This window comes from Streptomyces sp. NPDC034670, from assembly GCF_055574875.1.
The window spans coordinates 1-24,423 of sequence record NZ_JBVITR010000020.1; the positions used below are offsets into that span (position 1 = coordinate 1).

The window sequence follows — 24,423 nt, forward strand, 5'->3', positions numbered from 1 at the left end:
CCCCCCCCCCCCCCCCCCCCCCCCCCCCCCCCCCCCCCCCCCCCCCCCCCCCCCCCCCCCCCCCCCCCCCCCCCCCCCCCCCCCCCCGCTCCTGTGTGCGGGCCCGCGTCAGCTGGGGTCGGTCTCGATGACCGCGACCCGGTCGTCCGTGCTCGTCAGCGCCTGGCGGAGGGCGCCGTAGACGTCCTGCGGGGTGACCGGCGTCTTCTCGCCGTTGCCCCGGGTGATGAGCACCCCGTCGAACGCCTGGCCGTAGAGCTCCTTCAGGGCGGTCAGGTCGGGCTTGTCGACCAGCTTGCCGCCCACGGCCTCCACCCTGAGGAACTTCCACAGCGAGTTCTGCGGGCTCATCGGGACCGAGTGCTCCGCGTCGGTCTGCACGACCACGTTGGCCGACATCGCCGGCTCGGCGAACTCCTTCATCATCCGGTCGACCTCGGCCTTGGAGACCGTGGGCTGCCGGCTGGTCGTCGGGACCTCCACCGGGGTGGACACGCCGGTCTCCACCTGGGTGCGGTACGCCTCCGCCACCACCTCGGTCGCCTTGTCCACGTCGATGCCCTGGCCCGCCTTGGGGTAGACGGGGACGGCCTTGCCGGACTGGAACGTGATCGAGCCCTCGACCACCGAGCCGGCGCCTCCGGCCGCGTCCTCGAGGGCGGCGTGCAGCTTCTCCTCGTCCACGGGCACGACCGGCTCGACGACGCGGTGGTTGCCGAAGAGGGAGCCGATCACGGAGACCGGGTTGTAGTCGCTCTGGGCGGCCTCGCCGACGGTGGCGTCGGTGTCGAGCTGCAGCCCCGCGTTGTCCGGCTCCAGTTCGACGGTCTTGCCGTCGACCGACAGCTTCAGCGGCTGGCCCAGCCGGTCGTCGAGGGCCCGGTCGAGCTTCTTCACGGCCTCGTCGCGGGTGCTGCCGCCGATGTCGACGCCGAGCACGGTGGTGCCCTTGGGCACGTCGGAGTGGTTCATCAGCAGACCGGCGCCGTAGGCGACGCCGGCGAGGAAGACCACCGCACTGCCCAGCAGGACGAGCTTGTTGCGCCCCTTCTTCTTCGGCGGCTTGGCGGAGCCCGCCGGAGACGGGGAGGCCGGTCCGGGCCGCTTCGGGGGCGTCTGTCCCGGCGGGCCGCCGGCGGTGAAGTCCGCGCTCGGCGGCACGACCGGGATGCCGCTGGTGACGGTGTCCCCGGAGACGTTGTCGCGGCGGACGCCGTAGCCCGGGGCGCCCGGTCCGGGGACCTGCTGCTGCGGGGTGAGGACCGCGGTGTCGTCGCTGAGCCCGCCGCCGGGGGCGCCGGGACGGCCCCGCTCGTCGAAGGCCGCGCCCGGGTGGGGCCGCCCGCCGGCAGCGGGACGGCCGGGGCCGGCCGGGCCGCCGCCGGCGGGCGGGGCCATCGGGCCGTCGCCGGTGACCGGGCCGGTCGTGGGGCCCGCCGGGCCCTGCTGCGGACCGCCCGGGCGCCGCGGGCCGCCGGGCCCGCCCTCCGGGAAGCGCGCCAGGTCGTCGGGGCGCGGTGCGCCCCCGCCGTTCGGGCCCGGACGCGCGCCGCCCGCGGACCCGCCGGCCAGCGCCTCGGTCACGTCGAACGAGCCGGTGCCGCCGCCGTGCCCGGGGGCCACGGGGCCGCCGGTCGCGCCGGGGAGTCCGGAGCCGCCGGGGCGGGGGCCGGTCCCGGGCGCGGAACCGTTCGTGCCGCCGGGCCGGGAGCCGCCCGGCGCGCCCATGGAGCCGACCACGCCACCGGGACGTCCGCCGCCCGGCCGCGCGCCGCCGGGCGCGCCGGGGCCGGGGACGGCCGCGGAGCCCGCCGCCGGACCGGGAGCCGCGGTGGTGCCCGAACCGCCCGGCACGCCCGACCCGTTGGCGGAGCCGCCGCCCGGACCGCCCTTGCCCGTCGGCGACTTGCGCGGGGCGAACCAGTCGCTGGTCGGCTTCTCCTCGGCCGGCTGCCGGTCGGGGCCGGTGGACCGGTCGGGTTCGGCGGCGGGCTCGGCCGCGCCCGTGGGCGCGGCGGGGGACGGCGCCGGTGCCTCGGCGTCGGCTTCGGCGGTCTTCTCGCCCTCCGTGTCCGCGACGGGCTTGCGCACGACGACCGGCGGAATGGGCCGCGACCCGGGGATGTTGATCCGGATCCGGGTCGTCAGCGTGGTCTCGGTCTTGCGGTCCTCCGGTCGCGCGGCCGGACGGCCCGCGCCCGTGCCCTCATCCGGAATCGCCGGGATCCCGTAGGGCGGGGTGCCCGACAGGTAGGCGGCTCCGCCGCGCCCGTCGGGCCCGGAGGACGGAGTGTCAGTTTCACGACTCAAGGCAGGTTCTCCCGGTTGGCTCCGCCGCCCGTCACGACCTCACGGTGGGGGTCCCCCGGCTCGGGCGAAGCCGAGAGTGCGGGGGAGGCTCGGCGGCGCGCACCACCTTACTGGCCGCGTCCGGCCCGCATCCCGGGACCGTCGGGGAAACCCACACCGGACCCGCACACCGGTGACACGGCGGAGCGGTACGTCACTTGCCAAGTCGTACGGGACCTTCGTCGGGTTGCCGCCCGGGGGCGAGCATGGCGCAGATCACAGCCAGGGCGATGCCGCCGAACAGGAAGAGGTAGGAACCGGCGGCCGCGGCGAACAGGAAGTCGCCCTCCGGACGGCTGACGGTGAGCAGGAGGACGGCGAGCGTCCAGCCGACGGCCGCCGCGACGGCCCCGGCCCGGCCGCGCAGGGCGCGCGCCGCGCCCAGGCACAGCCCCGCCTCCCCCGCGAGCGCGAGCAGCAGCCCGCCCGGGAACCACGCGGGCTGCACCAGCGCCCCGGCCGCCCCGACCACGGCACCGAGCAGGAACAGTCCCAGGCAGGCGGCGACCCGTGCCGCGGAGGGCGGGCGCAGCGGCTGGGTGAGCAGGGACGGGGACCGGTCGCTCATGACGCCTCACCGATCCCGGCGAACAGGTCGTCCTCCCGTGCGCGGGGGCGCTCCGCGTTCACCAACTCGTAGTACTCGGTCGTGAACAGGGGCTGCGCCAGCTCGTTGGAGAGCACGAAGTACGGCTCGGCCACCGTGATCTGGGTGGCGTGGGCGCGCATCGCGGCGGCCTTGGCGGCGGCGTGGGCGCCGCCGTCGATCGCGGTGGTGACGCGCTCGTCGTCGACGACGCCGGGTACGTCGCCGACGCCGGCCGCCTTGTCGAAGGGCAGGCCGGGCAGGTCGTCGCGGAGGCGCGCGAAGGCCTCCTCGGCGACGGAGCGGGGGACGCGGTTCCAGTAGACCTTGGGGACGCTCCAGCCCGCGCCGGCGGCCAGCTCGACGGCGCGCATGGCGACGCGGTGGGCCTGGATGTGGTCGGGGTGGCCGTAGCCGCCGTTCTCGTCGTAGGTGACGAGCACCTGGGGCCGGACCTCGCCGATCACCTCGGCGAGCAGCCCGGCGGCCCGGTCGACGTCGGCCTGCCAGAAGCAGCCGGGGTCGTCGTTGTCGGGCAGCCCCATCATCCCGGAGTCGCCGTAGCGCCCGGCGCCGCCGAGCAGCCGGACGTCCTCGACCCCGAGCGCGCCCATCGCGGCCTTCAGCTCACCGAGCCGGTGCTGCCCGAGGGCGGGGCCGCTCAGGTGGGCCAGCTCCGGCGGGATGACCTCGCCGCGCTCACCGAGGGTGCAGGTGACCAGCGTCACGTGGACGCCCTCGGCGGCGTACCGGGCCATGGTGGCGCCGTTGTTGATCGACTCGTCGTCCGGGTGGGCGTGCACCAGCAGCAGCCGCCGGGCGGAGCGGGCCGGGGGGCCCTCTTGCTCGGAGGGTTCGGGGGCGGGCTGTTCCGTCATGGGATCAGCCTATGAGGCGTCGCCCCCGCCCTCGTACCGCGGCAGGCCGCTCGTGGAGATGGTCCACTCCCCGATGGTGACGTCCTCGCCGTGGACGAAGTTCTTGCGCACCGCGTAGCGGGGGCCGTCCGGAGTGGTGTGGACGTCGGTGAAGACGGCACCGCGACGTTCTTTGTCTCTCAGTCGCCGGCGGCACCGGAACGCGAGGGGCCGGGTTCCGGTGGCGTGAGGTCGATCTCCGCCCAGACGATCTTGTGCGGGAAGCGCCCCTCGCCGACTCCCCAGCGGTCCGCGAGCGCGTCCACGAGGAGCAGTCCGCGCCCCGACTCGGCGCCGGCGTCGGGTTCCCGGAGCACGGGGCGCCGGTCGCCGCGCGTGTCGGTGACCTCGATGCGGAGCGTGGCGCCGACCACGTAGAGCGTCAGGCGGAAGCTGCGGCCCGGGACACGGCCGTGGGTGGCCGCGTTGGCCGCCAGCTCGGCGATGACGTGGCCCGCCGTCTCCTCCGGAAGTCCCCAGTTCCGCAGCGCGTCCACCGCGAGCAGACGGGCGAGGCGGGCACCGCGCGGGGTGGACGACAGCAGCATGCTGAAGTTGCGGACCCTGCCGTCGGGTCGGGTCCTGGTCTCGGCGATTTCCTGATTCACGTCACTCAGCGTGGCCGACCGGACGTACCGTGTGAGGTGATTGCCCCGCTACGTAGAGCTACCGTCCATCGCTTGTCCAGCGCTGTCCGGACTGTCGGTGCGGCTCCTGCGGGCGGGGTGCGACAACACGGCACGGCACTACGGAGGGGCGCGCATGTCGGTGAACGGCGAGGCGGTGCGGGTCAGGACCGGGACGGACCAGACGGACGAGCCGGGCTGGGAGGTGGACCCGGACGACGACTGGGCGCTCGCCGTGGTGGCCACCGTGGGACGGCAGTTGAGGCTCCGCCGGGAGGCGGCCGGGATGCGGGTCGGTGAGTTCGCGGCGGCGGTCGGGTACGGCGAGGACCTCGTCTACAAGATCGAGACCGGCAAGCGGATCCCCCGGCCCGAGTACCTGGACACGGCGGACGAGGTGCTGGACGCCGGGGGGCTCGTCGCGGCGATGAAGGAGGACGTGAGGAAGGTCCGGTACCCGAAAAAGGTGCGGGACCTCGCGCAGATGGAGGCGCGGGCGGTTGAGCTTCAGCTCTACGATCCCGTGAACATCCACGGACTCTTGCAGACGCCAGACCATGCGCAAGCCCTCTTCCGAATGCGGCGGCCCCGATACGCCGAGGAGGAAGTCGAACGAGGTGTGTCTGCTCGCATGGCCCGCAAGGCCGTCTTCGAGCGAGACTCGGCGCCCGAACTCAGCTTCATCCAGGACGAGTGGACGCTCCGGCGGCGACTCGGTGGAACGTCAGTGGTACGTCAGCAGCTTGAGCACCTGCTTGAAGTTGGGCAGTTGCCGAACGTCGAGATTCAGGTGATGCCGATGGACCGCGAGGAGCACGCTGGTGTGGATGGAGGGATCGAAGTGCTGAAGTTCGAGGACGGAACGGCAGTAGGCCGCTCCCCTGGCGTCGCCAACGGCCGACCGGTTAACGATCCGAGGCAGCTCCGTATCCTGGAACTGCGGTATGGCATCATCCGGGCGCAGGCCCTCACACCACGTGAATCAGCCGCTTTCATCGAGCAATTGCTGGGGGAGACATGATCCGCAAGACCTCGTCCGAGGACGCCTCCGACCTGGCGTGGTTCAAGAGCAGCTACAGCAGCGGCGCGGAGACCGACTCCTGCGTCGAAATCGCCACCGAGTCCGACACTGTCCATGTCCGTGACTCGAAGAACGTCGAAGGTCCCCGACTGGCCTTCGCCCCCACCGCCTGGGCCGACTTCGTGCCGTACGCGGTCGGGGGCTGATCCGGCCTCCCCGGCCGCACCTCCCCGGGAGACCGTGACCGCTGAACCGGTGTGAACCGGCCGGGCGTCGCGCACGCGCATAATGCGCGGGTGTCCAGACATCCCGTGCCGTTGCCCGCCGAACACATACCGCCCGGCACCGCCGACTGGCGGACTCCCGACGTCCAGCGCTGGCTCGCCGCCGTGCCCGCCCGGTGGGCGCACCCGCTGTGGGCGCTCCTGGCGCTGGTCGTCTCGACGGTGTGGGAGGTGGCGGCGGGCCCCGTCGCCCCCTGCACGTCCACCAACCCGTGCGGCACCGACTGGCCGGGCCTCGGGGTGGCCGTCGTGATGGTGCTGACCCTGTACTGGGTGTGGCGGCAGCCCCGGCTCGCGCTCGCGGGGCTCGTGGCCGTGTCGGCGGCGCTCGTCGCGGAGGGCGACGTCGTGGCGATGTCCGGCCGGCCGTCCGCGCTCGCGTTCCTCGGGGCCGCCGGGTTCACCGCCGCCGGGCTCGTCCACCGGTCGGCCGCCGCCGGGCGGCAGCGGTCGCTGGCCCTGGAGGCGGCCGGGCCGGCCGCGCAGCCGCTGCCCGCCGCCGCGCGGACGTTCCGCCGGGGCCGGCTCTCCTTCGTCCTGGCCGCGCTGCTGCTGGCCGTCGCCGGGTTCGGTGCCTGGCAGGCCCGGCAGGTCGCCGACGCGTACGAGGAGCGGGCCGCGGGCGCCGCCCACCTGTCCGGGCGGGTCACGGCCCTGGAGCAGGACGACGACGCCGACGTCCTCACGGTGGAGGCCGACGGGCGCACCCACCGCATCGAGACGCTCTTCCCCGAGGACTTCCCCGAGGGCAGCCGGGTCGACATCGTGGTGGACGGCGACTGGGCGGCGCTGGTCGCGGAGCCGTACGACGCCTTCGGCTGGGAGCTGCTGGTGCTGGGCGGCTCCGTCGCGGGGCTGGCGTTCCTCGTGAACGGCGTGGACGGGCGGGTGCGTTCGGGGCGGCTGCGGCGCGGGCCGCTGCCGGTGCTGCACGTGCTGGTGCGCGAGGACCACGAGGACGGCCGCACCTGGGTGTTCGCGGCCGACGACCGGGAGGGCCTGCGGCCGGTCCTGCACTTCCACTCGCTGTACGCCTTCGAGGACGAGGACGAAGAAGACGCGGACGAGGGCGGGGAGGAGGACGACGACCTCGCGGCCGCCGCGGAACTCGGCAAGATCAAGGAGATCCTCCGGGGCAGGGACCCCGCCCCGCCGCTGCGGGAGGCCGTCCTGTACGGCGTCCCCTACGCCGGCGCCGAAGTCGCCTTCGTCGCGCGCGACGACGCGGACGACCCCGAGGTGTCGGTGGAGTGCAGCGTCAGCGCGGTGAAGCCGGCCGTCCCGAAGCTGGTGGAGGGCGGGCCGCGGCGCCGTGGGAGCAAGAACCCGCGGCGGTCCGTCGAGGAGATCGCCGCCGGCATGACGCCCGCGGCGGGCCCGCGGGTGTGGACGGCGCACGGCTTCTCGCGCGCGGTGGGCCTCGGCCTGTTGCTGGTGCAGGGCGGCGGCATCTGGGCCGCGCTCGACGACGGGCCGTCGTGGACCTGGGCGTGGCTGGCCGTGGGCCTGCCGTGGCTGGTGACGGCCGTGGCGACGGCGCTCACCTGGCGGATCACCGCCGACCGCGACGGGCTGTGGGTGACCGGGGCGTGGCGGGTGCGGCGGGTCCCGTGGGACGTGATCACGTCCGTGCACCACTCCGAGGACGGCATCCGCGTCGGCCGGGCCGAGGACTCCGCCGTCGAGCTCTCCCCCACCGGCTGGGCGTGGCTGGAGCGGCGCCTGGGCCGCGAGCCGGGTGCGGAGCGCGTCGCCGACGAGGTGCGGGCGCTGCTGCTCCGCCCGGAGCTGCGGCCGCTGGAGGAGGCGCCGGCGGGGCAGCAGGGCATGCCGGTCGGGCCGCCGCTGGTGGCCCTGTCGGTGCTGTGGGGCGCGGCGGTGCTGCTCCTGCTCTGAGGCCGGGTGGCGGCGGGGCGGTGACCGGCCCTCAGGTCCCGCCCGGGGCCGTGCCCCGCGGCGGGCGGGCCGCGTCCCCGCGGAAGGGCCGCCGCACTCCCCCCGAGCCGGTGAGGCGGGCGACGGCGAACCACAGGAGGACGACGACGGCGGCCAGGAAGACGACGGCGCAGCCCACGACGGTGGGGTTGACCCAGGCCGGAACCATGTCGTAGTGCGCGTTGCACTTGTTGCTCAGGGGGAAGAGCCGGTCGAACTCCTCGGGGTGGGCCCGCCGGTAGTCCTCGTCGTACGGCTGGTGGGCCAGCGCGCAGGCCTCGCCGACGTCCAGGCCCCCTTGGAACGCTCCCCAGACCCAGGAGGCGAGGCCGGCGAAGAGCGAGACGGAGCAGACGCGCACCCACCACACCGGGCGGCGCCACGTGCCGTCGCGCGGGCCGAAGACGAGGTGGAGGAGGTTCCACACGTTCCACAGCAGCCACGCGGTCAGGGCCGCCCCGACGGCGAGCCCCCCGGCTTCCTTCACCCCGCCGCCCCCGTCCTCCCCCGGCCCGCGTCCGTCCCGGACCCGCCGGGCATGCGGAGCCCGGTCCGGGGAACCCGGACGACGGGACGGACGGGACGTGGACTCCGGCCGGGGCCCGGGACTTCCCTCGGGCCCCGGCCGGAAGACGCGATGCTCAGAACTTGATGCTGCCGATCATGCCCGCGATGTTCGAGGTGACCTCGCTGATCGTGGGCGCCACCGTCGACGAGGCCAGGTAGAAGCCGAGCAGCATGCAGACGACCGCGTGCCCGGTCTTCAGTCCCGACTTCTTGATCAGCAGGAAGACGATGATCGCCAGCAGCACCACCGCCGAAATCGAGAGTGCCACGGCGGTTCACCTCCAAAGATCCCAGGACGCGGGGGGGGGGTAGGAATATGGGGGCAGGTAGATCCGACTAGGTTGCGCGCACGAGCCAGCAGGTTCATACCCACTATGTGCTAACGATCATAACTATCCGTACGTGCGCATCGGTCGGCGCACAGCCGCACAAGGGGGCGCACGGCCAATATGGTCATGGCATGACGACCGAGGCTGACTCCTTCCCCCGACGGCACGCCCGCACCCAGCGCTTCACGCTCGGCGCGCCGCGTTCGTTCACCGTGGCGCCCGACGGCTCACGGGTGGTGTTCCTGCGTTCCGGTTCCGGTACGGACCGGACGAACTCCCTGTGGGTCCTCGACCCGCAGGAGGGCGGGGAGCGCGTGGCGGCCGACCCGCGCACCCTCCTGGGCGGGGCCCGCGAGCACCTCTCCGCGGAGGAGCGGGCCCGGCGCGAGCGCAGCCGCGAGGGGGGTGCCGGCATCGTCGGCTACGCCACCGACGCGGCCGTGGAGTTGGCGTCTTTCGCCTTGTCAGGACGGCTTTTCACGGCCGAGCTGCGGGCCGGGACGGCGCGTGAACTGCCCGTGCCGGGGCCGGTGATCGACCCCCGGCCGTCGCCCGACGGGCGTCACGTCGCCTACGTCGCCCGGGGCGCGCTGCGGGTCGTGGCGGCCGGGGGTGCGGACGACCGCGCGCTCGCGGCCCCCGAGGGGGAGGGCGTCACCTACGGCCTGGCGGAGTTCGTCGCGGCCGAGGAGATGGGCCGTTCGCGGGGCTTCTGGTGGGCCCCGGAGTCGGACCGGCTGCTGGTGGCGCGGGTGGACGACACGCCGGTGGAGCGGTGGTGGATCTGCGATCCCGCCCGCCCGGAGCGCGAGCCGAGCCGCGTCCCCTACCCGGCGGCGGGCACCGCGAACGCCGACGTGAGGCTGCTCGTGATCGGTCTGGACGGGGCGCGCACGGAGGTCTCCTGGGACCGGGTGCGCTACCCCTACCTGGCGCGAGTGCACTGGTCAGCGGCGGGTGCCCCGCTGCTGCTCGTCCAGGCGCGCGACCAGCGCAGCCAGGTGATCCTGGCCGTGGACCCGGACTCCGGGGCGACCCGGATGGTGCACGCCGACGAAGATCCGGATTGGCTGGAACTTTTCCCCGGGGTGCCGTGCTGGAGCCCCTCCGGACAGCTCGTGCGGATCGCCGACGAGGGGGGCGCGCGACGGCTGGTGGTCGGGGAACGACCGTTGACCGGACCGCAGTTGCACCTGCGCGCGGTGCTGGACGTCTCGCCCGACGACGTGCTGGTCTCCGCGTCCGCGGGCGAGGAGGCGGCCGGGCCGGAGACCGGCGAGGTGCACGTCCACCGGGTGAACGAACTGGGTGTGGAGCGCCTCTCGCAGGAGCCCGGCGTCCACACGGCGGTGCGCGGCGGCGGTGTGACCGTGCTGGTCTCCGCGACCCTGGACCGGCCAGGTTCGCGGGTGCGGATCCTGCGTGACGGGAAAGCGCCGGTGGCTGTCCCCTCGTACGCCGAAGACCCCGGTATGTCCCCGCGGGTGACCCTGACCCAGGGGGGCGCACGCCGAATTCCGTGCGCCGTGCTTATGCCTCGGGACTACGCCGGTGACACCCCCCTGCCGGTCCTCATGGACCCCTACGGCGGTCCGCACGGGCAGCGGGTGCTCGCCGCCCACGACCCGCACCTGACCTCGCAGTGGTTCGCCGACCAGGGCTTCGCGGTGGTCGTCGCCGACGGCCGCGGCACCCCCGGCCGCTCCCCCGCCTGGGAGAAGGCCGTCAGGGACGACCTGGCCGCGACCGTGCTCCAGGACCAGGTCGACGCGCTCCGGGCGCTCGCCGGCGACTTCCCGCTCGACCTGGGCCGCGTCGCCGTCCGGGGCTGGTCCTTCGGCGGCTACCTGGCGGCCCTCGCGGTGCTGCGCCGCCCGGACGTCTTCCACGCGGCGGTGGTGGGCGCCCCGGTCACCGACCTGCGCCTGTACGACACCCACTACCAGGAGCGCTACCTCGGCCACCCCGAGGAGCAGCCGGAGGTCTACCGCCGCAACTCGCTGATCGACGACGCGGGCCTGGTCGACGCCGCCGCACCGCACCGCCCCATGATGATCATCCACGGGCTGGCGGACGACAACGTGGTGGTCGCCCACTCGCTGCGCCTGTCCTCGGCGCTGCTGGCGGCCGGGCGGCCGCACGAGGTGCTGCCCCTGTCCGGCGTCACCCACATGACCCCGCAGGAGGAGGTCGCCGAGAACCTGCTCCGCCTCCAGCTCGACTTCCTCCGGCGCTCCCTGGGGCTCGGGGCCGCCGAACAGAGCTGAGCAGGGCCGAGCAGCACCGGGCGCGGCCGGGCGGGGCGGCGGACCGGGACGACATGGCGCGTCCCGGCCCGCCCACGGCACCCGCACGGGCCGTACGCCGTCCAGTCTCACCCGTGCGCGTGTCGGAGCTGCTTCCGTGAAGTTGCGTGTCCATTACTGAGTCTTTTCAGGGTGGCCACCGATCGGGTGACGGCGGGGAGGCCGCAACGCACGAGGCACCCGTGCCGTTGAGGGAGATGTTCGAAGTCTCAACTCATCAGCGCAGGTGCCTCGTTGGCTCCCTATCCTGCCGCACTCGACCTGCCACACGCTCCGGTCGAGTGGGTCACCATGCTCATCGTCACCCGCGAGGGTGACCGCCGCTGCAAGCTTCCGCCGCACCAGCGTGCGCTGGTCGCTCTGGTGTACCTGCGCAAGCACGACACCCTGGCCCAGATCGCCGCGGGCTTCGGCACATCGGTCGGCACCGCCCACGCCTACACCACCGCGGTCATCGACCTCCTGGCCGACCGATCACCGGGCCTGCTGAAGGCCCTGCGCGAGACCGACCCGGAGTACGTTTTGCTCGACGGGACGCTCGCGGAGTGCGACCGGGTGGGCGACGGGCAGGCCGACTACTCGCACAAGCACCGCCGCCACGGTGTGAATGTGCAGGTCGTGACCGACCCGACCGGCCAGGTGCTGCGGATCTCCCCTGCCTCGCCTGGCCGGTGTCACGACCTGACCGCGGCCCGCACCCACCGCATCATCCGGACCTGCGAACGCCAGGGCGTCCCCATCCTGGCCGACCGTGCCTATACGGGCGCCGGCCCCTGGGGCACCACCGGACGCAAACGATCGCCCGGCAGGCAACTGACCCCGACCCAGCAGACGATCAACCAGGCCCTCGCCGCCTCCCGAGCATCCGTCGAACGCGGCATGGCACGACTCAAGTCCTGGCGAATCTTCCGAAGATCGCGATGCAGCCCGAACCGCATGACGTCAATCGCCAAGGCCATCCTCACCCTGGAGCGCTCGCGGCCCCAAATGGCCTGCGTGACCTGGCCGGCGCGCTGCGGGACGTGCTCCGCATCCGAAACCAGGGCGACCAGGGCTGTCAGCCGGGGCAAATCAGGAGATGCGGCCCATTATGTAGGCGGTGCCTACCCTATCTTCCTCGGGTGAGTCCGCCTGGATCGCGAGACTCGGCCCGGCTGTGGTGAAGTCGAACCCGTTCGTCATCGGCTGCGTGCAGTCGACGCGCTTAGCTGTCTTAGCGGCGCCTGAGGCGACCGTGCCCTCCCCTGCGCACGCCACCTCCACCCGCAGGGCCGTGCCCGACTTGATGGTCTCGTCCAGGTTCTCTCCGGGCACCGCGAGGGAACCGGCCGAGACCAAGCCCGCCTCATCCGACTCCAGGCGATCCGTCATGTTGAGCAAGTCGCGAGCTTCCTTGTCCAACTGCTCCCTGCCGGACTGGGAGGGCGGCTGAGCTGTGGGAGCTGCGGCGGAGCTCGCCGCCTTCTCGGACTGCGAAGCCTTGGACGCCGTAGGCGAGTCGGAACAAGCGGATGCCATGCCGGTAATCAGCGCGACGGCAGTCAGAGCACTGCCAGTGCGGCGAGTGAAGCGGTACAAGAGGTCCCCGAAGTGCAGTCAGAAGCCAAGTAAACGTGCAGAGCAAGGTGATCATCCTGTGTGGACACCCGCGTCACCTCGGCAATCTGGGCATCGGCACCAGATTGGTACACAGGTTTGACGCGTTTCCCCCGCAAGAGGCGGTTCCCTGGTGGCCGCAAACATCCCGAAGGCCGCGGCGATGTGGGCAAGGAGGTGCGGCGAGAGCTCGCAGCGGCACTCACCCTCACGGTGACGATGAGCATCGTGACCCACTCGACCAGGGCATGAGGCTTCGATCACTCCCTCAACAGTTACGGGGGCCTCATGCGTTGCGGCCCGCCCCGCCGACAGCCCCGTCACCCGATCGGTGGCCACGCTGAAAAGGCTCACTGACTTCTGCTCGTCGAGGTGGCGCCGGCCCGTCGAGCGTCGGGCCGGTGCCCGCCGACAGGAGTAGGGAAACACCCGCTACTCAAGCGGTGAGTTGGGGGTGTCCTCCATGCTCACTACAGGGCAGCGGGATCATCTTCACCGAACAGCGATACCCCTTGGTTGCGGAGGTCCGTACGGACGCGGGCAACCAGGCGAGATGCCGTCATCGTCCGGCGTGGTCGCAGACGATATCGACGGCTCCCGTCACAGCACCGGGCCGTACCGGGCAAGGTTCAAAGTGCGCTTGGTTTCTCAACCAGCCGAAAACACTTATTCCGCCCACGGACGCACATCCCCAGACAGTTCCAGATGGCCAGCCATTACCTGGCCGAAAATCTGAGACCGTGTGGCGCCGCGACTGGCGTGTTAAAGCACAGGACGGTTTGCGGGAGCATGCAACACGGCCGAAAACATCGAGCATAAGGCTGAATTCTGTGTTCTCGCAGAATCTTTCGGCTGTGATCATGGCCGTGTCCCCGTGGGAAGGGGGGCATGAGGCGCGTGCTGACCACACGCGAAGACGGGGGTTTCCTGCGCCAAGGACTTCTACCCTTGGTATCTTTCCTGGCTTTTCCCATACAACAGGTCAGCCGGATTATCAACGGACGGCCTGGTGATGCTGCACCATGCCGTATCGCAGGCATGCCTTTCCCACATGGACGGACTGACCATCCACAGAGAGGCATGGCGTGCGTACGGTACGCAGAAGATTAAGAAGAGGATCCGTTCGTTGCGGCTTGACAGTTACCGCACTCGCTACCGCGGCGACGTTACTCGGAGGACTTGTCACCGCAACTCCTGCTGCGGCTGATGAACCTGGGGACAACCCCACCAATCCCTATGAGCGCACCCTGCGCATCAGTCTGGGCGCGCAGGCTCGCAAGGACCGCTGTCAGGCAGGGCAGGCCGTGCACTTCGGTGGCCCCGAACTGAAGTCGGTCGCGGCGGCGAAGCTCACCGGTACGGATGCCGGCCTGCGCGAATTCGTAAGGCCGGATGCACTCCTTGGCGAATGGGGACAGGCCGCCGGGCGTGACAACGACGCGGGCATCACCGCTCTGCAGGCCTTCCGAAGCCGTCAAAACAAATTGAACGACAGCAACAGCCCCTACCGTGCGGTGAATTCATTCAATGGCAGGGATTACTGGGCTCCAGAGTTCGGTGAGGACATCATCGCCTTCACCCTCGGGACCCAGCAGGAGCTGTACAACAAGGCGAAAGACAGTCCGACCCCGCACCCCGGGCAAGCTGCTGTGGACAAGGCCCGACAGATATTCGACACATTCGACACCGGGGATGATGATTGGGCTGCCGCGTACAAGGATGTCGCGGGGCGCGAACTGTTCAACACGAGCGCTCTAGGTCAGCCTTCAGCCAATGACGTCGCGACCTTCCTGCGCTTCGGTGGTTTCGCCACCAAGGCTCCCGAGCCGGATTCTCTGGAGTTCCGCACCGAGGTCGAAGCTCTGAAGATGGCCTGGGCAGCCTGTGACAGCGACAACCCCATCGACCACTACCGGGTGCTGACCGGCCCCCTCCTGCAGGCCTATACGGAGTGGGAGACCGAGTACTCCAGCCAGGCCGAACAGCGCAAGCAGATCCTCACCGCCGAATCCGCCGCGTCGAAAGAGACACGGGTCGCCACCGAGGCGATGATCGAAGCGATCCGGCAGGCATGGCTCGCGGACCAGATCCTGTACTGGCAGAAGTACTGGACTGCCCGCAAAAACGCCGACGACTACCCCAGCAAGGCCACCTTCACCAAGGCGACGGCCGACCTGAACGCGGCAAAGGCGGCGGCGGCCAAACAGGTGACCACGGCCGACGTCGCAGTCGCGCGGGCCAAGGCAGCCGCCGACAGCGCGGGTGCAGCACAGCAGAAGGCATGGGACATCGCCGACGCCGCGAAACTGCCCCGAGGCCGGGGCCTGCTGTACGCGCAGCAGTCGGTGCAGGTAGCGAAGGCCTCGTACGCGGCCACGCAGGCTGCGGCGAAAGCCACACTGACCGCGTCGAACGCAGCGAAAGCCACCGTGGCTGACTCGCAAGCGCTGCTGGCGTTGGCCAAGACCCAGGCGCATGCCACCAATGCCGAGTTCCGCCGGGTCGCGGCGCAGGAGGCGGCCGCCCAGGCGAAGGCCGCCGCCACGGCTGCCGACGCTCAGGCCAAGGAAGCCGCCACCAACGCCACCAAGGCGAAGAAAGCGCAGGCGACCGCCGAGGCGGCGGTACAGACCGCTAAAATCGGCGCCGCAGAGGCGAAGAGACAGCGCGCCATTGCCGAGGCTGAAAAGGCCAATGCAGCCCGTGAGCACGCTCATGCCACCGCAGAGCGGAAAAAGGCCGCAGCTGCAGCGCAACGTGCCCAGACAGAGCGTGACGCAGCTGGGCTGGCTCGCAGTTCCGCCGAAGCAGCGGGCACAACCGCTGCTGAGAAGCGTGAGGCAGCCGAGGCAGCCGAAGCTCGAGCCGCCCTCGCCCGCTCTAAAGCCGAGGCTGCCGAACGGGACAAGGACGCGAAGACCTCCCGTGCCTCGGCTCTCGAAGCCGCCGCTGCTGCGGCCGAGGGCACCAGCAGCGCGGGCGAGGCACGACAGGCGGCGACCGTTGCCCGCGCTGCGGCCAGCGAAGCCACCAGCGCCGCCGGCCGGGCCCGGACCGCCGCCAACGAGGCGTCCACCGCTGCGGTGAATGCCCGCGCCGCGGCCACTCGCGCGGACGCGGCGGCGTCGCGTTCCCGTGCCGCGGCCGATGCCGCATGGTCGGCCTACCTGACCACGAGCGCTGCTGCGGCCACCGCACACGCTGCCGCCGCAGAGGCTATCGACGCTGCCGCCGCGGCGAAGACCAGCGCCCGTAATGCGGAGGCCGAGGCGAAGAAAGCCCAGGCCGCCGTCATCAAGGCGCGCCAGGAGGCGGCCGCTGCAAAAGCCGAGGCCGCCCAGACAGCGGCGTGGGCCGCAAAGACCGCCGGCTTCGCGTACGCAGCCGGCCAGGCCGCCGCCGGTGCCCGGGACGCGGCGAAGTCTGTGACCGTCGCCGCCAACGAGGCCATCACCGTCGGTGGACCGTACAGGGAGACCGACACCTCCGCCGCCTTTGCGGTGCTGGTGGGGCAGATCTCCAAAACGATGGCCGAGCAGCAGGCCGCCGCCGCGAAGGCCAAGGCCGACGAAGCGGTCAAGGCCGCAGCTACGGCCAAGGCACTCGCGGACAAGGCCGCAGGTGACGCCAAGATCGCCGCACAAGCGGCGTCGGCAGCCGCCGCGGACGCAGCCAAGGCATTGCAGTCCGCCGCAACCGCCCGTACATCCGCCGCGGAAGCCGCGAAGGCCGCCGAGGCGGCGAGGAAGGCCGACACCAGCGCCCAGAAGTACGACGCGGAGGCCGGCACCGACGCCATGTACGCGTCCTTTGCGGCGAACGAGGCCGAGTCGAAGGCCACCGCGGCTGACCGGGAGGCTACCGACGCCGAGCGTGACGCGGTCGGCGCCCGGGCCAACGCCACGGCGGCGGAGAAGGACGCGGGCAGCGCCCGGGCGACCGCCACAAAGGCGGAGGAGGACGCCACAGCGGCCGAGACCGCGGCGACTCGCGCCGTCGAGGACGCCACGGCGGCCGACAAGGCCGCCGATCGGGCCGAGGCCGAGGAGCGCGAGCGTGAGCGGCAGGCCGTCAAGGCACGCCTTGAGGCCAATGGTTCCGACGCCGGAATGGATCTCACCGCCGGCGAGGAGGAACTGCTGCGTCGGGAGTGCGGCGAGGAGTGCGTCGCGGAATTCCGTGCTGCAAAAGCACTGGTCGGCAAGGGGGTCATCGACTGGCTTAAGGAGAACGGCGGCGAGATCCTGCTGGAGGAGATCGGCTACCGCGACCTGGAGCGCTGCTTCGGTGAGTTCGACATCGAAAGCTGCCTGTGGACCCTGGTGAAGGCCGTCCCCGTTACGAAGGCGGTGTCGGTCGGTAAGGCGGTCGTCCGGGTGGCCGGTGGCATCGGCGGTTTCCTGGAGAGTTCCGTCAAGGCCAAGCGGACCCTGAACACATTCCGCAAGATCATCGACGACGCCAAGCAGGGCAAGGGCCGTGCTTGCCCGGTGAAGCCCACGTCCGCTGCAGTGCGCACCATCTCGTTCGCCTCTCCGGCCGGATCCGCCATGGCTCATGCCGCCATGACCTCCGAGTACCCGGGCGTGGGCACTATCGTGAACGAGGGTGGCGTCACCATCCAGATCTACTCCAACGACCACGCCCCACCGCACGCACACGTCAAGGGCAAGGGCAAGGAAGTACGGATCGGCCAGAACGGCAAGCCGCTCGCGGGTGACGGGGAGCTGTCCCGGCTCCAGAAGGCCGTGGTGGACAGCAACCTCCGTACCATCAGGGAGAACATCCGAGTCGCCATGGAAAGGTTCAAGGCAAATGGCGGATGCTGAGCCGTCTCCCGAGTTGCAGGCCGCCCTGCGGCAATTGGAGGAGCACCTCGGCAGGTCTCTGACCAACGCCTCCGACGGGCACGCCCGCTGGGAGCTGTACCGGGCCGCGCTCACCTCCGACGCGGCTCGGCCTGCCCTGCTGGCCGCGGTCGCCGCCGAACCGGACGGTGCGCTCGCCTCGGGTGTCGTGGGCCAGGTCCTGGAACGGCTGCCTCGGGCCGAGCGGGACACCTGGGTACGGCAACTCGCACCTGAGGTCCGCGCGTTCAGCGAACGCCGGGCACGGGAGCTGGAAACGCTGGAAAACCTCCGTTCCGGAGTGATCTCCTCGGACCGCGTTCCCGAGTTGCTCGACGACTGGAGTGACTGGCTTCAGCTCCGGGCTGCGGCTGAGGCCGACGCCACAGTCCTGCGCACTCTGGCCACCTCGGGCCGCACCAAACGTATCCGGCGCACGGCTGCCGAGTCCCTCGGCTGACCCAGCCGCCGGCGGGCCGTACCTTCGTTGCGGAGGTGCGGCCCGCCGGCGTACGAGGAATGCGCCTACCCCGCGCGCAAGGGCATGCTCCCAACATGGGCGAGCACGACTTCATCGCGCTGATCGACGGTGCCCACCAGCTCGTCAGAGCGCCGATCGTGTTGGTGTGGTACCGCCTGAACACCCGTGCCTCCCACGCCGTGTGTGAATTTGCCGGCCGAGCGTGCATGGCTGACGGTGGTCCTGCCGCCCGCCCGTTCGCCCGACCTCATCCCCGTCCAGGCGGTACGGGTGCACGTCAAGCGCAGCCTGACCAATCTCGCCGTGGTCGCCCTCAACCAGTTCCAGGACCTCGCCCGCAACCGACTTGAACGTCTTCGGTACCGGCCCGATGCCCTCATTGGCTTCCAGTGACAGCTTTTCTCGATGGGTTCGGAAGGCAGGCGCTCTTGCCCAGAGGCGGGAATCTTCATGAGAAATGACGCCACCCCTTGTGCCTGCCCCTCCCTGCGGTGCAGGTCTACGGCAGCGATGTGGAAAACGCGAAGCCCGCGCCGGACTGTTTCTCCCTGGCTGCCGCTCGGCTCGGCATAGTCCCCGCTGCGTGCCTGGTCGTTGAGGACGCGCCGGCGGGCGTAAGCGCGGTTGTGGCGGCCGGCTGCACTGTCATCGGTTTGACAACCACACATACGGAAGCGTCTCTTTGGCAGGCACACGTGCGCGCTGCCTCTTTGGCCGAAGTGCGAGGCATGCTGGCCGCAAGAGGACTTTTGACCAGCCCTTGAAGTGAGAAGCCTCTTCAAGGCGAACCGGCGCGGCGTGCGCGGCTGCGCCGGACCCCTCGCGGGGTTTATGCCGGCTCCCCGCGGGGTTCTCGCGGCACCACCGTCCGCTCCTCCGCGAAGTGGCAGGCCGAGGCGTGGGCCGCCGGGCTGTCCGAGCCCTTGAAGCGCTCGGGCACCGCCAGCGGCGGGACCTCCTCGGCGCACTTGTCCCGGGCCTTCCAGCAGCGGGTGCGGAAGCGGCAGCCGGAGGGGACGTCCGCCGGGGACGGGACGTCGCCGGTGAGGACGATCCGCTCGCGGCGCTCCCGGGCCTCGGGGTCGGGGACGGGCACGGCGGAGAGCAGCGCCTGGGTGTAGGGGTGCGTGGGGTGGTCGTAGATCTCGGTGTCCGTGCCGGTCTCCACGATCCGCCCGAGGTACATCACGCCGACCCGGTCGGAGAGGTGCCGCACGACCGACAGGTCGTGCGCGATGAAGACGTAGGAGAGCCCGAACTCCTCCTGCAGCCGGCCCATCAGGTTGACGACCTGCGCCTGGACGGACACGTCCAGCGCGGAGACCGGCTCGTCGGCGACGATGATCTCGGGGTTGAGGGCCAGGCCGCGGGCGATGCCGATGCGCTGGCGCTGGCCGCCGGAGAACTGGTGCGGGTACCGGTGGACGTACTCCGGGTCGAGTCCGACGACGTCCAGCAGCTCCCGGACCCGCTTGCGCCGGTCGCCCCTGGGCGCCGCCTCGGGGTGGATCTCGAAGGGCTCCCCGACGATGTCGCCCACCGTCATGCGGGGGTTGAGCGAGGTGTAGGGGTCCTGGAACACCATCTGGATGTTGCGGCGGACCGCCTTCAGCGCCCGCCCCGACAGCCGGGTGACGTCCTCGCCCCGGTACCGGATCGCACCGGCCGTCGGCCGCTCCAGGCCGACCAGCATCCTCGCGACCGTGGACTTGCCGCAGCCGGACTCGCCCACGATGCCCAGGGTCTCCCCCCGGCCGAGCGCGAAGTCGACGCCGTCGACCGCCCGCACCGCGCCGACCCGCCTCCCGAACAGCGCGCCCCGGGTCAGCGGGTAGTGCTTGACCAGGCCCTCGACCCGGAGGATCGGCTCAGCCATCCAGGCACTCCCGCCAGAAGTGGCAGGCGCTCGCCCGCGTCGGGGAGACCTCGTACAGCGGCGGCGCGTCGGTGCGGCACACGTCGCGGGCCAGCGGGCAGCGGGGGTGGAAGGCGCAGCCGGGCGGGACGGCGGTGAGGCTGGGCGGCAGGCCCTTGACGGCGTGGAGTTCCCGGCCCTTGAGGTCCAGGCGCGGGACGGAGTCCAGCAGGCCGCGGGTGTAGGGGTGGGCGGGCGCCCGGTAGAGGCCGCGCACCGGCGCCGACTCGACGATCCGGCCCGCGTACATCACGGCGGTGCGGTCGGCGACGTCGGCGACCACGCCCAGGTCGTGGGTGATGAGGACCAGGCCCATCCGGTACTCGCGCCGCAGTTCCGCGAGCAGGTCCATGACCTGCGCCTGGACGGTCACGTCGAGGGCCGTGGTGGGTTCGTCGGCGATGATCAGGGCCGGTTCCAGGGCCAGCGCCATCGCGATCATGATGCGCTGGCGCATGCCGCCGGAGAACTGGTGCGGGTACTGCCCCACCCGCTCCCGGGCGGCGGGGATGCGCACCCGGTCCATCAGCTCGACCGCCTTCGCCCGCGCGTCCTTCCTCGACATGCCCCGGTGCACGGTGAACATCTCGCCGAGCTGGTCGCCGACGGTGAGCACGGGGTTGAGCGACGACAGCGCGTCCTGGAAGACCATCGCCATCTCGGCGCCGCGGACCCTGCGGCGCTCGGCCTCCCTGAGCCGCAGCAGGTCCCGGCCCCGGAAGAGGACCTCGCCGCCGGTGATCCGGCCGGGCGGGGTGTCGAGGATCCCCATGACCGCCTGCGCGGTCACCGACTTGCCGGAGCCGGACTCGCCGAGCACGGCCAGCGTCTCGCCCGCGTCCACCGCGTAGCCGACCCCGTCGACGGCCTTCGCGACCCCGTCCCGGGTGCGGAACTCCACGTGCAGGTCGCGCACTTCGAGCAGCACGGCGGCTCACCTCAGCTTCGGGTCGAGGGCGTCGCGGACCGCGTCGCCGAGCATGATGAACGCCAGGACGGTGACCGCGAGGGCCCCGGAGGGCCACAGCAGCGCGTGCGGGGCGTTGCGGACGTAGGGGGAGGCGGCGGAGATGTCGATGCCCCAGGAGACGCTGGGCGGTTTCAGTCCGACGCCGAGGTAGGACAGGGTCGCCTCCAGCGCGATGTACGTGCCGAGCGCGATGGTGGCGACGACGATGACCGGGGCGACGGCGTTGGGCGCGATGTGCCGCAGCAGCAGCCGGGCCGGGGAGGCGCCCAGCGCCCGCGCGGCCTGGACGTAGTCGTTCTGCCGGACGGTGACGACGGAGCCGCGGGCGATGCGGTAGACCTGCGGCCAGCCGAGCAGCACGATGAACCCGATGACCGGCCAGAGGGTGTCGCTGGTGATGACGGACAGCAGCACCAGCCCGCCGAGGACGACCGGGATGGCGAAGAAGACGTCGGTGACGCGGGACAGGACCGCGTCCCACGCCCCGCCGAAGAAGCCCGCCAGCGCGCCGAGGACGCTGCCGAGGACCGCGACGCCGAGCGTGGCCAGGACGCCGACCGCGACGGACGTGCGGGCGCCGTGGACGGTGCGGGTGTAGACGTCGCAGCCCTGGCCGTCGAAGCCGAAGGGGTGGCCGGGCCGAGGGCCCTCCTGGGCCCTGGCGAGGTCGCACGCCAGCGGGCTGCCGGGGGCGATCGCCGAGGGCCACAGGGAGATGAGGACCAGGAAGCAGATCACCAGGCCGGAGACGAGGAAGACGGGGTTGCGGCGCAGGTCGTGCCAGGCGTCGGACCACAGGGAGCGGGGCCTGTCCCGCGGTCCGGGGCGGTCCGGGCCGCCCGGCGCCCTCCCGGGGGTCTCCGCCTCGTCGGCGCCCGGGACCACGGGGGCGCCCGGGCCGGTCCCCGCGAGGGTGCCGCCGGGTTCGTGGTGCAGGTCAGACATAGCGGATCCTCGGGTCGAGTACGGCGTAGAGGAGGTCGACGACGAGGTTGGCGACCAGGAACACCAGCACGAGCACGGTCACGAAGCCGACGACGGTCTGGGTGTTCTGCCGCAGGATGCCCTGGTAGAGCTGGTAGCCGACGCCGTGGATGTTGAAGATCCGCTCGGTGACGATCGCGCCGCCCATGAGGAAGCCGATGTCGGCGCCGACGAAGGTGACCACCGGGATGAGGGAGTTGCGCAGCAGGTGCCGGAGGACGACCCGGTGCCGGGGCAGGCCCTTGGCGACGGCGGTGCGGACGTAGTCGGAGCGGCGGTTCTCGGCGAGGGAGGTCCGGGTCAGCCGGGTGACGTAGGCGAGGGAGACGGAGGCCAGCACCAGGCCGGGCAGGACCAGCTCCGCGAAGGGCGCGGCGGAGGAGACCGAGGGCCGGATCCAGCCCCACTCCACCCCGAGCAGCAGCTGGAGCAGCAGGCCGGTGACGAAGGTGGGCACGGAGATGACGACGAGGGTGAGCAGCAGCACGCCGGTGTCGACGGGACGGCCCCGGCGCAGCCCCGTGACCACGCCGAGGGTGACGCCGACGACGACCTCGAAGAGGATCGCGATCAGGGTGAGCCGGACGGTGACGGGGAACGCCGTCGCCATCAGCTCGGTGACCTCCTGGCCGTTGAACGCCGTGCCGAAGTCGCCGGTGAAGACGTTCCCCATGTAGGTCAGGTACTGCCGCCAGAGCGGCTCGTCGAGGCCGAACTCCGCCCGCAGCCGGGCGGCGGTCGCCGGATCGCAGCGGCGTTCGCCGCACAGGCCCGCGACGGGGTCGCCCATCACGTTCACCATGAGGAAGATCAGCAGCGTGGCCCCGAGGAACACCGGGACCATCTGGAGCAGGCGCCGCAGGACGTAGCTCCCCATGGCGGATCAGCTCACCTCGATCTGTTCGTACACGGGGACGCTGAAGGGGTTCAGCTTCACCCCGGACAGGCGCTCCGACCAGCCCGCGCTGCCGTTCTGGTACCAGAGCGGGATGGCCGCCATGTGGTCGCGGACCACCTCCTCGGCCTGCTGGAACAGGCCGACGGCCCGGGCGTCGTCGGTCTCCCGGTTGGCCCGGTCGACGAGGTCGTCGAAGTCCCGGTTCGACCACTCGCCGTCGTTGGAGGAGGCGTCGGTGTAGTAGAGCGGCTGGAGGAAGTTCTGGATGAGGGGGTAGTCCATCTGCCAGCCGGCGCGGAACGGGCCGGGCATCTTCCGCCCGGTGATCCGGTTGCGGAAGTCGGCGAAGGTGCCGACCGGGTTGCCGGTGCAGGCGCGCTCGTCGTCCAGCGCGTTGTTGATGGAGTTGCAGACCGCGTCGACCCACTGGCGGTGGGAGCCGGTGTCCGCGTTGTAGGTGATCGTGACGCGGCCGCCGGGCAGGCCGCCGCCCTCCCGGATCAGCCTCTTCGCCTCGTCGGGCCGGTACGCGCAGGCCTCGCCGCACAGACCCGCCAGGAAGCCGCCGTCCTCGCCGAGCACCGGGGAGGTCCAGTCGGTGGCGGAGGTGCGGGTCCCGCGGAAGATGGTCCCGGTGATCCGCTCGCGGTCGATGGCCATGGACAGGCCCTTGCGGACCTTCTCCGCGCCGGGCTTGTTCCAGGCGTCGTCGTAGTAGGGGAAGGCGAGGGTCTGGATGATGCCGGCGGGGGTGTTGAGGTAGCGGTCGCCGAGGTCGCTGCCGACGTTCTTCAACTGGGTCGCGGGGACGTCGTCGACCAGGTCGAGGTTGCCGGCCATGAGGTCGGTGTAGGCGGTGTTGTTGTCGGTGTAGACCCTGAGGTCGACCCCGCCGTTCCTCGCCTTGTCGGGGCCGGGGTAGTCGTCCCACCTGCGCAGCGACATCTGCGAGCCGCGCGCGTACGCGTCGACCAGGTACGGGCCGTTGCCGACCGGCTTCCTCACCCAGGCGTCGTGGTCGTCGAAGAAGGCCCGGGGCAGCGGGGCGAAGGCGTTGTAGCCGAGGGTGTCGGGGAAGGTCGAGAACTTCTGGGTGAGCTCGACGGTGAAGGTGAGGTCGTCGACGACCTTCAGGCCGGAGAGGGTGTCGGCGCGCTGCGCGCCCTCCTCCGGGTGGATCTCGTCGTAGCCCTCGATGTAGCCGAAGAAGTAGGCGTTGCGCTGGTTGTTCCTCAGGCTCGCGCCGTAGTTCCAGGCGTCCACGAAGGACCGGGCGGTGACCTTCTCCCCGTTGCTGAAGGTCCAGCCGTCCTTGATCCGGACGGTGAAGTTCCGCGAGTCCGGGGTCTCGATGCTCTCGGCGAGCATGTCCTTCGCCTCGCCGGTCTCCGGGTCGTAGCGCTTCAGGCCCCGGAAGATCATGTCGAGGACCTTGCCGCCCTGCACCTCGTTGGTGTTGGCCGGCTCCAGCGGGTTCTGCGGATCGCCCCAGGAGGCGCTCAGCACGGCCCCGGCGTCACCGCCCCCGCCCCCGCCGCCGCAGGCCGTCGCGGCGGCGAGGGCGAGCACCGCCGCGCAGACGGCCCGTCCGGCGTGCGTGGCTCCGCGCATGGAGTGCCTCCTCGTCCGTGCGCCGCGGCGCGCTGGTCCTGTGCGCCACTATCGGCACAAAGGGGGCGGCCCGCACACGCACGGCGCCTGTCCGGGGGTGACACGCCTTCGGATGGCGCACACCGCGGGAAGCGCGGCACCGCGGAGGGCCGGAACGCCGGAACCCGGCGCCCCCTGACGGGGCACCGGGTTCCGGGAGGA

Annotated in this window: 19 protein-coding genes and 3 pseudogenes; 9 read left to right on the forward strand and 13 right to left on the reverse strand. The window is 71.8% G+C overall.

Features of this window, described 5'->3' with window-relative positions:
- Window positions 1–108: 108 nt before the first annotated feature.
- The 5 genes and pseudogenes from ACZ56B_RS15890 to ACZ56B_RS15910 all read right to left on the reverse strand — a co-directional run bounded on the left by ACZ56B_RS15890 (window position 109) and on the right by ACZ56B_RS15910 (window position 4,460).
- A complete protein-coding gene (locus tag ACZ56B_RS15890) occupies window positions 109–2,310 on the reverse strand; it encodes a hypothetical protein (protein WP_468790200.1) in 2,202 nt (733 codons plus the stop codon).
- 193 nt (window positions 2,311–2,503) lie between these two features.
- Window positions 2,504–2,917 carry a DUF6113 family protein gene (locus ACZ56B_RS15895; RefSeq protein ID WP_468790201.1) on the reverse strand — a complete coding sequence of 138 codons (414 nt, stop codon included), beginning with the start codon at window positions 2,915–2,917 and terminating at the stop codon, window positions 2,504–2,506.
- The gene (mshB, locus tag ACZ56B_RS15900) at window positions 2,914–3,813 is read right to left on the reverse strand and encodes an N-acetyl-1-D-myo-inositol-2-amino-2-deoxy-alpha-D-glucopyranoside deacetylase (protein ID WP_468790202.1); all 900 of its coding nucleotides are present in this window, start codon (window positions 3,811–3,813) and stop codon (window positions 2,914–2,916) included. Before mshB ends, ACZ56B_RS15895 begins: the two co-directional genes overlap by 4 nt.
- Window positions 3,814–3,822: 9 nt before the next feature.
- A pseudogene (locus tag ACZ56B_RS15905) lies at window positions 3,823–3,975 on the reverse strand (Uma2 family endonuclease); the annotation flags it as partial.
- A 17-nt stretch (window positions 3,976–3,992) separates the two neighbouring features.
- Entirely contained in the window at window positions 3,993–4,460 is a 468-nt protein-coding gene (locus ACZ56B_RS15910; protein ID WP_468790204.1) for an ATP-binding protein, read from the reverse strand.
- A 154-nt stretch (window positions 4,461–4,614) separates the two neighbouring features.
- Between ACZ56B_RS15910 and ACZ56B_RS15915 the strand changes: the two genes are divergently transcribed.
- From ACZ56B_RS15915 to ACZ56B_RS15925, 3 genes are all read left to right on the forward strand, one after another.
- On the forward strand, window positions 4,615–5,499 hold the full coding sequence (locus ACZ56B_RS15915) for a helix-turn-helix domain-containing protein (protein WP_468790206.1): 885 nt from the start codon (window positions 4,615–4,617) through the stop codon (window positions 5,497–5,499).
- Window positions 5,496–5,705, forward strand: a complete 210-nt coding sequence (locus ACZ56B_RS15920; protein ID WP_468790208.1) for a DUF397 domain-containing protein — start codon at window positions 5,496–5,498, stop codon at window positions 5,703–5,705. The genes ACZ56B_RS15915 and ACZ56B_RS15920 overlap by 4 nt, the downstream gene beginning before the upstream one ends.
- 90 nt (window positions 5,706–5,795) lie before the next feature.
- Complete coding sequence (locus tag ACZ56B_RS15925; RefSeq protein WP_468790210.1) at window positions 5,796–7,679, forward strand: hypothetical protein; 1,884 nt, start codon at window positions 5,796–5,798, stop codon at window positions 7,677–7,679.
- 31 nt (window positions 7,680–7,710) lie between these two features.
- On the opposite strand, the gene ACZ56B_RS15930 is transcribed toward ACZ56B_RS15925, so the two are convergent.
- On the reverse strand, window positions 7,711–8,205 hold the full coding sequence (locus ACZ56B_RS15930) for a hypothetical protein (RefSeq protein ID WP_468790212.1): 495 nt from the start codon (window positions 8,203–8,205) through the stop codon (window positions 7,711–7,713).
- A 154-nt stretch (window positions 8,206–8,359) separates the two neighbouring features.
- Window positions 8,360–8,554, reverse strand: coding sequence for a hypothetical protein (locus ACZ56B_RS15935; protein WP_468790214.1), 195 nt, complete (start codon window positions 8,552–8,554; stop codon window positions 8,360–8,362).
- A gap of 191 nt (window positions 8,555–8,745) precedes the next feature.
- Between ACZ56B_RS15935 and ACZ56B_RS15940 the strand changes: the two genes are divergently transcribed.
- On the forward strand, window positions 8,746–10,881 hold the full coding sequence (locus tag ACZ56B_RS15940; protein ID WP_468790215.1) for a S9 family peptidase: 2,136 nt from the start codon (window positions 8,746–8,748) through the stop codon (window positions 10,879–10,881).
- 273 nt (window positions 10,882–11,154) lie between these two features.
- Window positions 11,155–11,901, forward strand: a pseudogene (locus tag ACZ56B_RS15945) (transposase); the annotation flags it as partial.
- A gap of 90 nt (window positions 11,902–11,991) precedes the next feature.
- Here ACZ56B_RS15945 and ACZ56B_RS15950 read toward each other — a convergent pair.
- On the reverse strand, window positions 11,992–12,321 hold the full coding sequence (locus ACZ56B_RS15950; RefSeq protein WP_468790217.1) for a hypothetical protein: 330 nt from the start codon (window positions 12,319–12,321) through the stop codon (window positions 11,992–11,994).
- Window positions 12,322–13,649: 1,328 nt separating this feature from the next.
- On the opposite strand from ACZ56B_RS15950, the gene ACZ56B_RS15955 reads away from it, so the two are divergent.
- From ACZ56B_RS15955 to ACZ56B_RS15970, 4 genes and pseudogenes are all read left to right on the forward strand, one after another.
- Complete coding sequence (locus ACZ56B_RS15955; protein ID WP_468790220.1) at window positions 13,650–17,345, forward strand: hypothetical protein; 3,696 nt, start codon at window positions 13,650–13,652, stop codon at window positions 17,343–17,345.
- Complete coding sequence (locus ACZ56B_RS15960; protein ID WP_468790222.1) at window positions 17,332–17,823, forward strand: hypothetical protein; 492 nt, start codon at window positions 17,332–17,334, stop codon at window positions 17,821–17,823. The genes ACZ56B_RS15955 and ACZ56B_RS15960 overlap by 14 nt, the downstream gene beginning before the upstream one ends.
- 92 nt (window positions 17,824–17,915) lie before the next feature.
- Window positions 17,916–18,237: pseudogene (locus ACZ56B_RS15965) on the forward strand (IS630 family transposase); the annotation flags it as partial.
- A gap of 98 nt (window positions 18,238–18,335) precedes the next feature.
- The gene (locus ACZ56B_RS15970; RefSeq protein WP_468790224.1) at window positions 18,336–18,608 is read left to right on the forward strand and encodes an HAD family hydrolase; all 273 of its coding nucleotides are present in this window, start codon (window positions 18,336–18,338) and stop codon (window positions 18,606–18,608) included.
- A gap of 65 nt (window positions 18,609–18,673) precedes the next feature.
- Here ACZ56B_RS15970 and ACZ56B_RS15975 read toward each other — a convergent pair whose 3' ends face one another.
- The 5 genes from ACZ56B_RS15975 to ACZ56B_RS15995 are packed head-to-tail and all read right to left on the reverse strand — an operon-like array spanning window position 18,674 to window position 24,222.
- Window positions 18,674–19,720 (reverse strand): ABC transporter ATP-binding protein, encoded by a 1,047-nt coding sequence (locus ACZ56B_RS15975; protein WP_468790226.1) that lies wholly within the window; start codon window positions 19,718–19,720, stop codon window positions 18,674–18,676.
- Window positions 19,713–20,687 (reverse strand): ABC transporter ATP-binding protein, encoded by a 975-nt coding sequence (locus ACZ56B_RS15980; RefSeq protein ID WP_468790228.1) that lies wholly within the window; start codon window positions 20,685–20,687, stop codon window positions 19,713–19,715. Before ACZ56B_RS15980 ends, ACZ56B_RS15975 begins: the two co-directional genes overlap by 8 nt.
- A 6-nt stretch (window positions 20,688–20,693) precedes the next feature.
- Window positions 20,694–21,674 (reverse strand): ABC transporter permease, encoded by a 981-nt coding sequence (locus ACZ56B_RS15985; protein WP_468790230.1) that lies wholly within the window; start codon window positions 21,672–21,674, stop codon window positions 20,694–20,696.
- Window positions 21,667–22,590, reverse strand: a complete 924-nt coding sequence (locus tag ACZ56B_RS15990; RefSeq protein WP_468790232.1) for an ABC transporter permease — start codon at window positions 22,588–22,590, stop codon at window positions 21,667–21,669. Before ACZ56B_RS15990 ends, ACZ56B_RS15985 begins: the two co-directional genes overlap by 8 nt.
- 6 nt (window positions 22,591–22,596) lie before the next feature.
- Window positions 22,597–24,222, reverse strand: a complete 1,626-nt coding sequence (locus tag ACZ56B_RS15995) for a peptide ABC transporter substrate-binding protein (RefSeq protein WP_468790234.1) — start codon at window positions 24,220–24,222, stop codon at window positions 22,597–22,599.
- Window positions 24,223–24,423: the final 201 nt, after the last annotated feature.

What these genes read in the sequence shown, in the direction of transcription:
- ACZ56B_RS15895 (WP_468790201.1), bottom strand. Translation starts at nt 2,917, where the DNA reads ATGAGCGACCGGTCCCCGTCCCTGCTCACCCAGCCGCTGCGCCCGCCC.
- mshB (WP_468790202.1), bottom strand. Translation starts at nt 3,813, where the DNA reads ATGACGGAACAGCCCGCCCCCGAACCCTCCGAGCAAGAGGGCCCCCCG.
- ACZ56B_RS15915 (WP_468790206.1), top strand. Translation starts at nt 4,615, where the DNA reads ATGTCGGTGAACGGCGAGGCGGTGCGGGTCAGGACCGGGACGGACCAG.
- ACZ56B_RS15920 (WP_468790208.1), top strand. Translation starts at nt 5,496, where the DNA reads ATGATCCGCAAGACCTCGTCCGAGGACGCCTCCGACCTGGCGTGGTTC.
- ACZ56B_RS15940 (WP_468790215.1), top strand. Translation starts at nt 8,746, where the DNA reads ATGACGACCGAGGCTGACTCCTTCCCCCGACGGCACGCCCGCACCCAG.
- ACZ56B_RS15960 (WP_468790222.1), top strand. Translation starts at nt 17,332, where the DNA reads ATGGCGGATGCTGAGCCGTCTCCCGAGTTGCAGGCCGCCCTGCGGCAA.
- ACZ56B_RS15975 (WP_468790226.1), bottom strand. Translation starts at nt 19,720, where the DNA reads ATGGCTGAGCCGATCCTCCGGGTCGAGGGCCTGGTCAAGCACTACCCG.
- ACZ56B_RS15985 (WP_468790230.1), bottom strand. Translation starts at nt 21,674, where the DNA reads ATGTCTGACCTGCACCACGAACCCGGCGGCACCCTCGCGGGGACCGGC.
- ACZ56B_RS15990 (WP_468790232.1), bottom strand. Translation starts at nt 22,590, where the DNA reads ATGGGGAGCTACGTCCTGCGGCGCCTGCTCCAGATGGTCCCGGTGTTC.
- ACZ56B_RS15995 (WP_468790234.1), bottom strand. Translation starts at nt 24,222, where the DNA reads ATGCGCGGAGCCACGCACGCCGGACGGGCCGTCTGCGCGGCGGTGCTC.